The sequence below is a fragment of the Pedobacter sp. AC212 genome, assembly GCF_979258625.1.
In genome coordinates, this window is record NZ_OZ409870.1 from 3,522,222 (window position 1) to 3,537,030 (window position 14,809).

The following is a 14,809-nucleotide window of genomic DNA, read 5'->3' on the forward strand; positions in this document are numbered from 1 at the left end:
AAAGAGACGCTTACTTGTCTCTTGTTTAACCAGCCCAAAGTTTAGGGCACAGGCTGGCCTTTTGAACAATTTTTTGTACATTTGTTTGGTTTTAGTAGTAAAGTATTAGGCTTCTAAATCTTCACAGCAGGGTGTTGCAGCACGCCTGCTGTTGTTTTTTCACATAGTTTGTAGATATTTATTTCATTAGTTACATCCTCCTCCAGTTAAGTCAATTTGGTTTTTGTTGATTGTGTATTGGGAATTAATAACAGCCGAAATTACTTTCAAGGTATTTTCCAATGACTGATCAGTTACATCAGCAGATAAAAAGCAATTCGAATAATTATTTTTTCCCGTATTAATTTTTACATTAAATTTTTTCTCTACCCGCTCTTTAACATCGTTAAAAGCTATATTTTCGAAATTCATATCGTATTCAGTGCCATTTAAAATTAGTACTTTCTCGGCAACTGGCGCAGGGATCAAATTTCCCGTGGTTTGTGAGCCTTTTACTTCAAATTCATTTCCATGAGTAATGATAATTGGCTTGGACAATTCATTTAAATTATGGTTGGTAGATGAAATGGCTACCTTCCCGGTAAGCACAGTTAACTTGAATGTTTTAGATTTGATACTTTCTTTAATATTGAAACTGGTACCCAAAACACGGGCAAGGTAATTGCCGGTTTTAATGATAAATGGATGGCGCTTATCTTTCGCAACTTCAAACAGTGCCTCACCATATAGCGTTACATTACGGGTACTATCGCTAAACTTACTAGGATACTCTAACTTACTATTTCCTTTTAGCCATACAATTGAATGATCGGGCAAATGAATTTTGGTGATCATGCCATTAGAAAAGGCGCTCATATTTTTAACTACTTCTTCTTGTTTTCCAATTTTTTGCCACACAAAAATCCCGATGCTGCATAAAATTAAAATGGATGCTGCAAGGGTAAAATACTTAAATAACTGTTTTGAGCGTTTAGCAGGAGGAAATTCAATTTTGGTTAAAATAGACTGATATAATCTTTCTCCCAATTGATCTTTATTCTCATGTTTGAGTTCCCATATCGGAAATTCTGATGGATTTGACGAATACCAGTGATCTAAATACTCCTTCTCTTCAGCACTGATCGTCCCGTTGAGCATTTTTTTCACTAAATAATCAATTTCAGAAGGCAGTTTGTTCGCGTTTTTCATGATCTTATACCTTAATAGTATAAAAAACACCAACTAACCCTTGCTTTGCATTAAAAAAAATATAAAAAAGATGTAAAACCGTTCAAATTACCTTTAATATGCTTCACAGCCTTAGTAATATGGCCTTCAACTGTCTTCTCGCTTATATTCATCTCAGATGAAATTTCTTTAGCTGACAGTCCTTGATCTCGACTGAGTCGAAAAACCATCTGACATTTCTCTGGAAGTTGAGAAACCAATACTTCAATTTGAATTACTGCTTCACTGAAAGCCAAATAGTGTTCCGTACCGTGATCAATTAGCTCATTTTCTATTTCTTCGCCAATTTCAACATTCTTATATTTTGATTTTGAAACAATTTTAGAGTAAATAGAATACTTGAGTGCTGCTGAAATATAGGTTTTGAAAGTATATTTTAATGTAGTTTTATGCCGATTAGACCAGATGGAAAGAAAAACCTCCTGTACTACTTCTTCTGATTCTTCCTGAACTTTTAGCTTGGTATATGCAACCTGAAGCAATTTGTCCCAATAGCGATTATAAAGAATTTTAAACGCACCTTGATTATCTTTTTTCAGTTGCTCAAATAGAATTTCATCAGAATGCTCATCAGGCACGTGCATCGCTATACTTTTTGGCTAATATAGAGGTTAAATTTATATTATCAAATTGTCACTTACTGGTAATAATTCTGATAGTAATCAGGATTAGGGTTCTACATTGCGGTTGGTTTCAAAATGGCACAACTTTTTGGTGTCTAATGAATAATCAAATCGACACCAATAATATAGCGGCTTGACAATAAGTTATTTATAATTTTTTGTAGATATTCAACTTTTTGGAATGTTGAAATTAAACTTATACGCATCCAATGTATGTTAAGTATATATTAACTTTTGTCATTCTGAAAAGTTGATATAACTGCCATGACTAAAATCATTTTGATCTAGACATAATGTCTTATGTTGTACAGCTGTACAGCTACCTGAATTTTACGAACTTATCACTATTTTGCATTATTATCCAGATGCAATTTCCATTGCTACATTGGATAAACCGCTGTAGACAGACCCCCTATCGCCACGTACACCTCTAGTAAAACGCCTTGCTATACATAGAACTTACAAATAACTAAAAACTGGAGCAATGGGGTCAAATGAATCGGATTGTCCACGTAAGCAGCTTTTTCTTGTAACCCTCAATTTAGCGTTCACTCCTGGTGGAATCTCAACATCCAGCACGACCTTCTTATTTTCTGCCTTCCACTTCTACCGAATCTCCCCCTGCGGACTTTTAAACTTCGTCAAGTACTGAATTTATTTGTGGTCTTATTACATGTTAAACTTACCAAAAAATGATCGCTCTTTCAAATTAATGCGATAACAGATTACTGAGTTTTATTTATTTTATACAGTAAAAAATCGAGTATGTCGAGTAATTTAATGAACTAAGGGAAGGAATATTTTATCAGTTCTAAGCTTTGGAGTTTTTTGCTTACAAAAAAATATTTAAAAAAGTACGGTATCCCTAAGGGAATACCGTACGATTGGGTCGACAACGGTTCGAATTAGTAATAAATTTATTGCTGATTTGAAGAGAATCGCAGAACTAGACACTAAGATGACAGAGTACAATGAGCTGGGTAGGTTGATGAAATTACGAAAGGAAAGAGAAAAGCTAATTCCCAAAGTTGTAGACAAAATGAAAAAAATCAGAGCTAAGCGAAAATCCAGAAAAGTGGCACTCCAGAAATGGATAATGAATATTTCTGATGATTAAATATTAGATGGATAAACCATCTGCATATTTCAAATTAGTGATGGAGAAAAGCACTAACTGAAATCACTAATTTTATTATGAATGGACTTAAAGATATAATTTTAAAAACAGCTTTATAAACTTCAACGATTTGTACTTTTGTAATTATTTAAACAATGAAAAAAAATAACAGCTGCAATTTAGAAGCTTGCTTGATGTGTAAGCATACCTTACCTGAGTGGCATGCTGTAATAAATAGCCATAAACGCAATTTCGTTGCTAAAAAGGGCGAGGTTATTATTAAGGAAGGCGAGCCTGTAACAGGTGTTTATTTTGTCACATCGGGCAATGTTAAGGTGCATAAACATTGGGGCGATAAAGAATTGATCATCCGCTTTGCAAATGATGGTGCTATTTTCGGTCATCGCGGTATTGGTACTGCAAACAGCAATTACCCGATTTCAGCAACTGCTCTGGAAACGACATCATTATGCTATGTTGATATCGAATTTTTCAAAACTACGCTTAAAGTCAACCACGATTTTGCTTATCGTTTATTAATGTTTTATGCTGATGAACTGCAATCTTCAGAAAAGAAAATGAGAAACCTTGCGCTAATGTCGGTAAAAGGCAGGTTAGCTGTTGCAATATTAAGCCTTAAAACGCAATTTGGTTTAAATAGCGAAGGTTTTTTAAATCTGGCTTTAAGTCGGCAGGATTTGGCAGCTTACACTGGGGCTACCTACGAAACTGTTTTTAGAACAATGAACGAACTGCTGGCCGAAGAACTCATCCACGTAAAAGATAAAATGATTGGCATTTTGGATGAAAATAAACTGCTGGATTTGAGCAATAAGTAAATCATGATTGGGGTTGTTTTATGCGGCGGACAAAGTGTAAGGATGGGAACCGATAAAGGTTTATTAAACCATCAGGATAAGCTTTGGGCTGAATTGGCTGCCGATAAACTGAGATCCATAGGCTTGCATGTGAAATTTTCAGTAAATCTAACTCAGGAAAACAAATACGCTAACTATTTTAATAAAGCACAGTTAATTACAGACCATCAATCGCTTGATTTAAAAGGGCCCTTACTTGGCGCTTTATCAGCGCATCTGGCAAATCCGAATGATGATTTGTTTCTATTGGCCTGTGATATGCTGCTAATGCAAACGCATATTTTGGAGAAATTAAAGCAAGCTTTTGTTGTTTCTGATGCTTTCGATGCTTATATTTTTATAAAAAGCGAACAACAAGAGCCATTGTGCGGGATTTATACCTCCAGAGGTTTGAAAAAGATATTGCACATGCTTCAAGATGGTAAATTGCTTGGACGCAGCATGAAGTTCGTATTATCCAATTTAAACGTCTCTGAAATTCTTATTGAGGATAAGGATTATCGCTGCTTTGATAACTTCAATTCTGATGGGGAAATTAACGGCTTATAATAACATCAATTCTGATTGCTCGATTGGCCTAAAATTACTTTTATCTGCTTCGCAAAGGATGCAGCAATAATCTTCAGATAAATCTTTAAAAGCTGTTCCTGGCAAGATGTTATTTTCCAGTTCTCCAAGCTGCTCGCTGTAAACCGTCAAGCAATCGCTGCATTGGTAAAGCAAAACTTTGTCTTTGCTAGATGAATCTTCGGTTTTCATATTTACAGATTGCGGATTACTCTTTATAGCACTTTGGCGCTGCTTATAAAATTTATAAACCGCTCGTCTAATTTGCTCAGGCAATATTAATCGTGGGTTGCCACGACTAAAAATCTCGCCGGTACGTTCATTAGGGTTGAAATCCTTCGCACAAAGAATATCATAGACTGGAAATAATTTTATCCCCCATAAACTAATCACATATCTTTTTCGGATTAAAATACTGCTAAAAATTTCACTTTTCTTTCGGGTTTTAATTCCAAAGCAAATACCGAAAGTTCGGGTATCATTAATGCTTAAATGCTTAACCAAAAAGTTCTTTAATTCCAGTCCTTCCAAACAATTATCTTCTACCTGAAAATTGAGTTCGTTCGCCGCATGGCGCATATTCAGGTCAAATTCTTCCAGTAAATCGTTCCAAAGTTTTTTGTCGTTTTCTTCAATGCCTTTTACCACAATGGTTTTCCACGAAGTGCAGCAAAACTGACCAAGTTTGGTATCTAAACACAACTGGCAAAGGCGTTTCAAAAAAGCAACACTAAACAATTCATCTCTACGGTAAATACCCAGCCAATATTTATTGTTGTAACGGTTTAATCCTTCGTAATACGGTAAATTGAAGGTTGATAAAGCAACAGGTTTTTCGGCAAATCTAAGTACAAAATCTTCCTGATTTAAATACGCAAAAAGTGCTTCGCCATTGACGGTCTCGTTATCTATAAATTGCGATGGATAATCCGTAATAATCTTTTCAATCGCCTTAGTTAGCTTCGCAATGTGGTTGGTGTAGCAAAGCTGTTTCCACTCGTAAATTACGTTGGTTTTTGGAAAACGGATAATTAAATGCCAGTAATGTTCTGCTTGCGAAGATGCAATCCAATTGATATTGCCCGTAAGCATGGGTGTAAAACTTTGGTTGCTATCGCAAATATTTACCTTCACTTTAGGTTTGTAATCAATATCATCCAGAATATCTTTATAAATACCGCCCGTTAACCAGCTGTTGCGTATAAAAATTTCTTCAGCTGGATAAGAACTGATAATATTTGGCGAATTATTATTATCAACTTCGTAAGCAACTCCCAATTTATCAAGCTCAATCGTAAAATCTGGCAAGTTATAATTTGCGGTATCAACCAATAATTGTTGGCGCAAACCGAAACGAACAAACCCGATTTTTGCCTTACTGGCTGCCACCAATATGTTGTACAAATTGCCAGGAGAAATAATCCCGCCAGGAAAATTGAGGATAATTGTTTGGTCCATTTTTAAGTGTTGATTAAGCCAAATTCCAATACCGCTTTCGGGAAATTCATGTTTTCATGCCCTGATCTGCAAAGTTTCAGTAAAGCAAATCTTTGTATGTTGCTTAGGTTTTGCCATTGGCTGATGGAGATTTCCAGATTTAACTCGGTAGATTTTTCAATCAGCATTTGCGGAATTTGCGCTAAGTTATTCCATGCTGGTTGCATATCTACGGCGAATTCTGTTGCATTTTTTCCTGTATAAATATGAATCAGATTGATCAAGTATGTTCTATATTCAGCAGTTTCTATTGTATTGGTAACAGGCAAAAGAGCCAATTCTATTCTTTCCGTTGGATGAAATCGACCCCATTCGCCAAGCTTTAGCTTTATGCCTGTCAAATCCAATTTAAAACGAACCACCATTGGAATGCAACGAACGTTTTCTTCCATAAAATCTTCTTCGAATTTGAAATATTCAATGCCTTCGAGGTTAATAAATTCAGATGGTTCCAGTTCTACTTTTATCATTATTTTAAGTTTTATTCAGCTAATGCAACTTCTGGAGCTGTTTTTAGCACGTTAACAAAGGAATCGAGAATAGCCTTTACTTCAGGGCGACAACTTCCGCAACCCATTCCTGCACCTGTAAGCTGGCAAAGTTGCAAGTGGTCTTTACAGCCATCTTTTATTTTATTAATTAAATTGCCCTCCCCCACATTGTTGCAGCTGCAAACCATTTTTCCAATAATTGGTTCGGCAGTTTTGCCACTTCTTAATAGTTGAAGCCTTTTTTCACTCAGCTCCATTTTATTTTCAATGAGGTTTCTAAACTCCAGAAACTCACTTTTATCGCCCACTAATATGGCGCCTACTAACCTGTCGTTATGTACAATGCACTTTTTATAATAGCGCTTGGCCTTATCAATAAAGGTAATTTCCTCGTAAGTTGGGTCGTTGTCGGGAACTTCCGCCAAACCTAGAGAGCACAATTCCAAGCTGTGCATTTTTAAAATATTCATCAGCAGGCTGCCCTGATAAAACTTGGCAATATCGCCGCAAATAAATTTGGCCACAATTTCGGCCTGTTGCTCCGCCGCGGCGGTAATGCCATACATTTGCCCTTTAAATTCGGCAATTTCGCCAATGGCAAAAACATCCTGCTCGCTGGTCCTTAAATATTCATCAACTACAACGCCTCTTTTGCATTCAATGCCAGCATCCTTAATTAATTCGGTATTGGGCATTGTTCCGATGGCAATAATCAGCGATTCGCAATCAATTGATAAACCACTTTTCAGGCGGATGCCCGATATGTTTTTTTCGCCGATTACGCGGTCAATTTCATCGTTATAAAAAATTTCGATGCCTTTACTAATCAATTCTTCGTGTAGTAACTGACTAGCCAAACCATCCAATTGCCTGCCCATTAACCGCGAAATCCGTTGAATTACGTTTACTTTTGAGCCAGTTTCTGCAAGCGATGAAGCAAGTTCAATGCCCAATAAACCGCCACCCACAATAACCACTTTTCCGTTAGTTGCCGCGGCATGTTTTTTAAAACTGTCGGCATCATTTCGGCTTCGCATGGTGAATATACCGTTAAGGGGTGGAATATCCTTTAGCATAAAAGGCCTGCTTCCTGTGGCTAAAAGCAAAATATCGTAGTGGTGGATTTCGCCTTTACTATCCACAACCGTTTTATCAATTCTGTTGATTTTATCAATACCCAAACCGCGATGGAGCCTAATTCTGTAATCAATTTCCTCGCTATCGCTCATTTTAATCAGGTTGTGCCATGGCAAAGTGCCAATAATATAATCGGGCAAAAGCACACGGTTATAAAATGGAAAATCTTCCCTGCTGAAAATCTCAATGTCATCTTCACTATTTAAGGCTCTGTAACTTTTTACAAAACCGCAAGCACCTGCACCAGCTCCAATTACAATTACTTTTTGCCTCGGTTTTTGATAAAGTTTTACCTCAACCGCAGTAAATTTAAAATCGGGTTCTTTGCTTAGTGGGTCAACCAAATTATTAGTTAGGTTATTTACCCGATTTAAATCGCTCTTTAAAATTTTGCCCCAATGCATCGGCATAAAAACAACTCCAGGCTTAATATCTGTCGAAAATTTTGCTTTCAAACGAACATTTCCGCGCAGGCTGTTCATTTCAACTACATCATTATCCTTAATATTTCTTTTTTCCGCATCTGCGGGATGAATTTCCAAAAACGACTCGCTAATGTGCTGGTTGAGTTTGTTTACTTTGCCTGTTTTGCTGCGGGTGTGCCATTGGTCTCTTATTCTGCCAGTGGTTAAAATCAGCGGATGCGCTGGCGTTAAAGGTTCAGATTGATTTTGACCATCAAAAGAAATGATATTTGCCTTTTTATCCTGCGTAAAAAACTGATGATTTTCAAACAATCTGGTCGTTCCAAAAGCTTTTTCTTGTTTGGGGTAAGGCCATTGAACGGCTCTTTTTTCTTTCAGAATTTCATAATTCAATCCGCTGATATCGATATTCGTACCTTCGGTAAGTGCGGCGTGTTCATCGTAAATGGCGGCGGCATTTTTAAAATCGAAACCCTCAAAACCCATCTTTTGAGCGAACCTGCAAATAATTTCTGCATCAGGTAAAGCTTCGCCAGGTGCTTGTATCACTTTGCTTAAATACGAAATGTAACGCCCCGCATTGGTCATGGTGCCTTCTTTTTCGGCCCAGGCTGCAGCAGGAAGAACTACATCAGCATATTTCAGCGTCTCAACCTTTTTGCTAATATCCTGCACCACCACAAACTTTGCCTTTTTTAAGCCTTCTTCTGCTTTTCTAACATCAGGCAAACTAATTAATGGGTTGGTGCATAAAATCCAGATCGCTTTCAGCTTTCCAGTATTCAACTCATCGAACATTTCGGTAGCGGTAAGCCCAGGTTTTGGTTGGATTGTACCCAAAGGGATTTGCCAGAATTTTTCTACCTCATTGCGATGAGTTTCATTGTCTAAATTTCGATGAGCGGGAAGCAGATTGCTTAAGCCGCCAACTTCTCTACCACCCATTGCATTCGGTTGGCCCGTAAGCGAAAAAGGACCGCTGCCAGGTTTGCCGATATGCCCGGTAATTAAATTGAGGTTGATAAGTGATAAATTTTTGTTGGTGCCTACGACACTTTGGTTGAGGCCCATCGTCCACATGGTAATAAAACCCTTCGCATTGCCTATAAAAGATGCCGCCAAACGAATATCGCTTTCCTCAATTCCACAAATACAGGCAGCTTCCTGTAACGAAGTTTCGAAAACGGTTGAACGATATTTTTCAAAACCATTGGTTCTTTTTGCAATAAAATTGAGGTCGATGTTTCCATCTTCAATTAAACATCGGCCAATGGCATGATGCAAGGTAATATCCGTACCAGGATTAAGTTGTAAATGAACATCGGCAAGCGAACAGGTTTGCGTTTTTCGTGGGTCGCTCACAATAATTTTCAGGTTCGGATTTCTCTCTTTCGCGGCCTCTACCCTTCGCCATAAGATAGGATGGCACCAGGCAGGGTTTGCCCCAGCCACGAAAATACAATCGGCAATTTCAATATCATCATAACTAATGGGAACGGTATCTTCGCCCAAACTCATTTTATAACCCATAACCGCACTGCTCATACATAAGCGGCTATTGGTATCGATGTTATTGCTGCCGATAAAACCTTTAATCAATTTATTTACAACATAATATTCTTCGGTTAAGCACTGCCCGCTGGCGTAAAATGCAACGCTATCCGGGCCATGTTTTGCAATCAACGCTTTAAAAACCATCGCTGTGCGTTCCAATGCTTTATCCCAGCTCACTTGTTGTAATGGCATATTTTTGTTATAGCGCATGGCGGGATAAAGCAATCTATCGCCCTTATCGTTTGCGGTGTAATGCAAATTCATGCCTTTGCTGCACAACATTCCTTTGTTTACGGGATGGTTTTTATCGCCATCAACAGTAATGCGTTCCTGATTATCTTTACTAACCACAATGCCGCAGCCAACTCCGCAATAGCAGCAGGTTGTTGTATTACTGGCAAATATGTTGTTTTCTATCTTCAAGGTAATCAGGAATAAGTCGTGTTTAAATTAGTTACTTGTAGCAAAAGCCAATTCTTCTACTTTTGCTTTCTTTTGAGCCATTACCGTTCTGAAAATAAAAACGGCAACACCGATTCCCAGAATGATATAGCCCAATAATGTAAACGCGGAAGTATAATTTATCAGATCTTTTTGAACGGTTTGCCCATTTTCGATAACGGTTTTGGTTAAATGACTGGCCTCTGATTTAAACATAAAAGCGATGAGCATAGCACCGATATTGCCACCTGCACCAACAATTCCCGCAACGCTACCAACGGCAACAGGGTTGATAAACGGAACCAAACTGTACGTAGCGCCATTGGCCATCTTTAAGCTCAAGCCAAAAACAAACATCATAAAAATAGCCATCCCAATGTTGCCAGATTTGGCAAACCAAATTAGCCCAATACCTTCAATTAACAATAAAATGGATAAGAGCAGGGTTTTGCCATCGAAGCCCCAAACTTTGCCAATTTTATCGGCAACAATGCCGCCCATTGGCCTGGCGAAAATGTTTATCCAACCAAAAATACCCGCTACCAAACCTGCAATGGCGATGGTTGCACCAAAAGAATCGGTAAAAAAGATGGGTGCGAAATTATCAACAGTGATTTCTACGCCGAAACAAGCGGCATAGGCAATGGTTAAAATCCATGTTCGGTAATCTTTTGCGGCAATAAGAAATGTGTTTTTGCTGCTTTTAATGGTCTCGTCTTTCAGGTTTTTAAAATCGCCCTGCGGACTATCCTGAGTGTAACGGTAATATAAAAATGCACATACTAAAAGCATAATGCCAGGAAAAATCATTGCATAACGCCAGCTATCTGCCGAACTGCAAAAACCCAAAGCCGTTAATGCTGATGCGATTAGTGGCATAAATACGTTCGCTGCACCACCGCCAGCATTTCCGAAACCGCCTGCGGTGGCGTTTGCTGTGCCTTTAATGTTTGGCGCAAACATAATAGAGGTATGAAATTGCGTAATCACAAACGATGCGCCGATTACGCCGATGGCTAACCTGAAAAGTAAAAATGAAGTGTACGATTGGCTGGTGCCGATAAGCAACACTGGAACGGCACAAAGCACCAGTAGCCAGGTGTAAATAATTTTGGGGCCGAATTTATCTATCAACCTTCCGATTAAAAGGCGGGCAAGGATGGTTGCAGAAACGGATGCGATTTGGATATTCCCAACCTGGTCTTTTGTAAGATGCAATTGTTCACGGGCTATTTTCATTAATGGCGCCATGCCGAACCATGCAAAAAAGCAAAAGAAAAAGGTAAGCCAGGTGATGTGAAAGGTTTTCATTTGAACACCTTTGAGCGAAAATATATTTAGTTTATCGAGTGGTTTGTTGGTTGTTTGAGCTGTCATGGGGATTGGTTTAGATTTTAAGGTTGATTTGAATTAAAATTTGTAACCCAGGCCTGCACCTACGTTCCATTCGCCGTTTTTGGCCACTGTTTTAGCATTGTAGTAAAAGGGTAACTGCACCGCAAAATGATGGAATACCGCCGTTAAACCGAAACCTAAGTTTGGCGTAACTAAACTGTTTTTGGTGGCGCTAGCAGCAACTTTATCTTCTTTAATTCTCAAGGATGGAAGTAAACCAGCGGCAATTGAAAAAGGTTTGTTCGTAAATTTTACACTCGGCCCTGTACAATTGAGGTAAGCGCCATGATCTACATAACCTGCAATGATTGTACCATCAAAAAGGCTGAATTTGGCTTGTGCTTCGGCTCGAAATGAAAGCAAAGCTATGGCAAGGCAGCCTAAAAAAGCCACATAATTATTGATTTTCATAATTTTAAGTTTGGTGTTGAGCGGCTAAACGTTTAATGCAATGTAAACCGTTCCGTTTTCTACTTTGACAGGATAGGTTTTAATGGCGCATTCATCTCCACTTAAACATTCGCCGGTTTTCAATGAAAAATTCTTTTTATGGAACGGACAAGCTACCTTAGGTTCATCGGTAATGGTTCCAATCATGCCCCGGCTTAAAGCCATTTGCTTACGGTGCGGACACTCATTTTGCGTGGCATACCATTCATTTCTTCGGGTAAAATAGAAGAGCGCAATTTGTTCCTCTCCATGTTTTACGCACACCCCTCCGTTTTCTACTGCATCCTCAACACGACATGCGGCTAACCAATTTGTTGTTGTTTCTGTCATAATTGTTTGGTTATGGTTGATAATTTGTTGGTTGATTTTATATTTGGTTAGACTGATTTCCATTCCGGAGTGCGTTTTTGTCCACGCATCTCTACGAATTCTATTGTTGGGTCTTTTTCTTCTGGCGCATTAACAAAGTGTGAAAAGCGTTTTCTGATGGCAGGATTTTCTACCGCTTCTTTCCATTCGCATTTGTACGTATCTACCAATCTTTCTATTTCTGCTTCCCATTTTTCGCCCATGCCGAGGCTATCGTTAACCACCACGTTGCGCAAATATTCCATCCCGCCTTCCATTTTATTTAGCCAGGTTGCGGTTCGGGTTAATGGGTCGCCTGTGCGGATGTAAAACATTAAAAAACGGTCGATATACTTGATGCAGGTTTCGCTGTCTACATCAGCTGCAAGTAATTGAGCATGTTGTGGTTTACTGCCGCCGTTGCCGCATACATAAAGGTTCCAGCCTTTTTCTGTGGCGATGATGCCAAAATCTTTACTTTGTGCTTCTGCACACTCACGAATGCAACCGCTGACTGCTGATTTGAACTTGTGCGGCGCTCTGATTCCACGATAGCGCTCCTCAATACGGATGGCAAAACTTACGCTGTCATGCAAACCAAACCTGCACCAAGTGCTTCCCACGCAGCTTTTTACAGTTCTCAAACCTTTGCCATAAGCATGTCCACTTTCAAAACCAGCAGCAATTAATTCCTCCCAGATGATTGGCAAATCGTTCAAGTGTGCGCCGAACATATCAATTCTTTGTCCTCCTGTTATTTTAGTGTAGAGGTTGTATTTTTTGGCTACTTCGCCAATTACAATTAATTTTTCAGGGGTAATTTCTCCACCCGCAACACGAGGAACAATAGAATACGAACCGCCTTTTTGGATATTGGCTAAAAACCTGTCGTTGCTGTCCTGTGCGGTATCATTTCCTCTTTTAAGAATCATTTCATTCCAAAGACTTGCCAGTAAGGAAGAAACCAAAGGTTTGCAGGTTTCACAACCGTCAGATTCGCCGAGTTTATCTAAAACTTCATCGTAGCTTTTTAGCTGATGGATGTGAATCAGGTCGTATAATTCCTGGCGACTGTAATTAAAGTGTTCGCAAATTACGTTTCGAACATATTTTCCTTGCGCTTTTAGGGTGTGAAGCATCAAATCTTTTACCATTGGCATACAGCCACCGCATCCAGTTCCTGCTTTAGTGCATTTTTTTATACCATCAATTGTTTCGCAACCTTGTTCAGTTATCGAATTGCAGATATCGCCTTTGGTAACACCTTCGCAACTGCAAATTAACGCAGCATCTGGTAAGCTTTCGATGCCAGCGCCAGCTTGTTCGCCGCCACGACTGCCCAAAATTAATTCTTCAGGGTTTTCTGATAGCGCAATTCGGTTAACACTGGTTTGCAACAGCATATTGTATGCTGTTGCATCGCCAATTAAAATACCTCCTAAAAGGTACTGCCCGTCATTACTAATGTTTATTCTTTTATAAATGCCCTTATGTTTGTTTTCAAAAACAATGGTTCGGCAATCTGGCTCATTAATAAAAGGGTCGCCGAAGCTGGCTACATCAATCCCTATTAATTTGAGTTTGGTACTCATATCAAAACTTTTGAAAGATTTGCTTTGTGCACAAAGATTTGATGCCAGTACTTCTGCCATTTCATAACCTGGCGCAATCAACCCGTAAATCATTTCTTCAAAAAGGGCGCATTCGCCAATGGCAAAAACGCATGGGTCGTTGGTTTGCATTTCGGTATCTACAACAATTCCGCCTCTTGTGCCAACGTTAATGCCGCATTGTCTAGCCAGTTCATCTCTTGGTTTTATCCCTGCTGATATCACTAACATGTCAATCGCGAGTTCGCTATCATCGCTAAATTTTAATCCGCTGATGCTGGTATCGCCTTCAATGCTGCTGGTGTTTTTGTTGAGGTGTATTTGCAGGCCTAAATCAACCAACATTGATTTTAGCATTTCGCTTCCAGCCAAATCAATTTGTCTGGGCATTAGGCGAGGTGCAAATTCGATAATGCTGGTTTCTTCTATACCCAAATCTATCAAGGCTTTGGCCGCTTCTAAGCCCAATAAACCGCCTCCAATTACCGAAGCTTTTTTAGCTTTTTTTGAATAAGCTGAAATCAAATCAAGATCTTCAATGGTGCGATAAACAAATACACCATCTTTTTCGATTCCTTTTATATTTGGTACAAATGCTGCCGAGCCAGTGGCAAATACAAGAAAATCGTAATTAAATTTTTCGCCAGATAAAGTAGAAACGGTTTTAGCCATTCTATCTACGCCAGTAACTGGATTGTTCAGGTAAAGGTCAATCTCTTGTTCCTCGTACCAGGTCGCAGTTGACATAGAAAGGTCTTCAGCTGTTTTGCCATTAAAGTATTCACTTAAATGAACCCTGTCGTAAGCTCTTCTGGGTTCTTCTCCAAAAACAACTAATTTAAATGAATCAGACTTAGATTTTAGCTTTTCGCAGAATTTGTATCCTACCATGCCATTACCAATTACAATTACTTTTAATTTATTCATGGTTTTTAAGTTTTTTGTAGTTCTCGGATGATTTTTTATTAAAAATTTATAAAATTTTAATAGATATAATTTTTAGACATCATTTATCATTAGTTTTTTTGAAAATAAACTATTTGTTATTA

The 14,809-nt window shown here is 38.6% G+C and carries 12 protein-coding genes and 1 pseudogene; 3 read left to right on the top strand and 10 right to left on the bottom strand.

What is annotated here, in order from left to right; all coding sequences use genetic code 11:
- Window positions 1–186: 186 nt before the first annotated feature.
- The 3 genes and pseudogenes from ACZZZC_RS15060 to ACZZZC_RS15070 all read right to left on the bottom strand — a co-directional run.
- Window positions 187–1,188, bottom strand: a complete 1,002-nt coding sequence (locus ACZZZC_RS15060) for a FecR family protein (protein WP_463487523.1) — start codon at window positions 1,186–1,188, stop codon at window positions 187–189.
- A 50-nt stretch (window positions 1,189–1,238) separates the two neighbouring features.
- On the bottom strand, window positions 1,239–1,805 hold the full coding sequence (locus ACZZZC_RS15065) for a sigma-70 family RNA polymerase sigma factor (protein ID WP_463487524.1): 567 nt from the start codon (window positions 1,803–1,805) through the stop codon (window positions 1,239–1,241).
- 504 nt (window positions 1,806–2,309) lie between these two features.
- Window positions 2,310–2,444, bottom strand: a pseudogene (locus ACZZZC_RS15070) (hypothetical protein); the annotation flags it as partial.
- 334 nt (window positions 2,445–2,778) lie between these two features.
- Between ACZZZC_RS15070 and ACZZZC_RS15075 the strand changes: the two are divergent.
- The 3 genes from ACZZZC_RS15075 to ACZZZC_RS15085 all read left to right on the top strand — a co-directional run bounded on the left by ACZZZC_RS15075 (window position 2,779) and on the right by ACZZZC_RS15085 (window position 4,394).
- Window positions 2,779–2,967 carry a hypothetical protein gene (locus tag ACZZZC_RS15075; RefSeq protein ID WP_463482790.1) on the top strand — a complete coding sequence of 63 codons (189 nt, stop codon included), beginning with the start codon at window positions 2,779–2,781 and terminating at the stop codon, window positions 2,965–2,967.
- Between the two features lie 155 nt (window positions 2,968–3,122).
- Window positions 3,123–3,806 carry a Crp/Fnr family transcriptional regulator gene (locus ACZZZC_RS15080; RefSeq protein WP_463482791.1) on the top strand — a complete coding sequence of 228 codons (684 nt, stop codon included), beginning with the start codon at window positions 3,123–3,125 and terminating at the stop codon, window positions 3,804–3,806.
- A gap of 3 nt (window positions 3,807–3,809) precedes the next feature.
- Window positions 3,810–4,394 (top strand): molybdenum cofactor guanylyltransferase, encoded by a 585-nt coding sequence (locus ACZZZC_RS15085; RefSeq protein ID WP_463487525.1) that lies wholly within the window; start codon window positions 3,810–3,812, stop codon window positions 4,392–4,394.
- On the opposite strand, the gene ACZZZC_RS15090 is transcribed toward ACZZZC_RS15085, so the two are convergent.
- Genes ACZZZC_RS15090 through nirB form a run of 7 tightly spaced genes read right to left on the bottom strand, consistent with a single transcriptional unit; the run spans window position 4,389 to window position 14,687 of the window.
- On the bottom strand, window positions 4,389–5,870 hold the full coding sequence (locus ACZZZC_RS15090; RefSeq protein ID WP_463487526.1) for a rubredoxin: 1,482 nt from the start codon (window positions 5,868–5,870) through the stop codon (window positions 4,389–4,391). The genes ACZZZC_RS15085 and ACZZZC_RS15090 overlap by 6 nt on opposite strands.
- 2 nt (window positions 5,871–5,872) lie before the next feature.
- Window positions 5,873–6,379, bottom strand: coding sequence for a nitrate reductase associated protein (locus tag ACZZZC_RS15095; RefSeq protein ID WP_463487527.1), 507 nt, complete (start codon window positions 6,377–6,379; stop codon window positions 5,873–5,875).
- 11 nt (window positions 6,380–6,390) lie between these two features.
- The gene (locus ACZZZC_RS15100; protein ID WP_463487528.1) at window positions 6,391–9,939 is read right to left on the bottom strand and encodes a molybdopterin-dependent oxidoreductase; all 3,549 of its coding nucleotides are present in this window, start codon (window positions 9,937–9,939) and stop codon (window positions 6,391–6,393) included.
- A gap of 27 nt (window positions 9,940–9,966) precedes the next feature.
- A complete protein-coding gene (locus tag ACZZZC_RS15105) occupies window positions 9,967–11,334 on the bottom strand; it encodes an MFS transporter (RefSeq protein ID WP_463487529.1) in 1,368 nt (455 codons plus the stop codon).
- A gap of 33 nt (window positions 11,335–11,367) precedes the next feature.
- Window positions 11,368–11,763 (bottom strand): hypothetical protein, encoded by a 396-nt coding sequence (locus ACZZZC_RS15110; protein ID WP_463487530.1) that lies wholly within the window; start codon window positions 11,761–11,763, stop codon window positions 11,368–11,370.
- 24 nt (window positions 11,764–11,787) lie between these two features.
- A complete protein-coding gene (gene nirD, locus ACZZZC_RS15115) occupies window positions 11,788–12,195 on the bottom strand; it encodes a nitrite reductase small subunit NirD (protein ID WP_463487531.1) in 408 nt (135 codons plus the stop codon).
- A complete protein-coding gene (gene nirB / locus ACZZZC_RS15120; RefSeq protein ID WP_463487532.1) occupies window positions 12,180–14,687 on the bottom strand; it encodes a nitrite reductase large subunit NirB in 2,508 nt (835 codons plus the stop codon). Before nirB ends, nirD begins: the two co-directional genes overlap by 16 nt.
- Window positions 14,688–14,809: the final 122 nt, after the last annotated feature.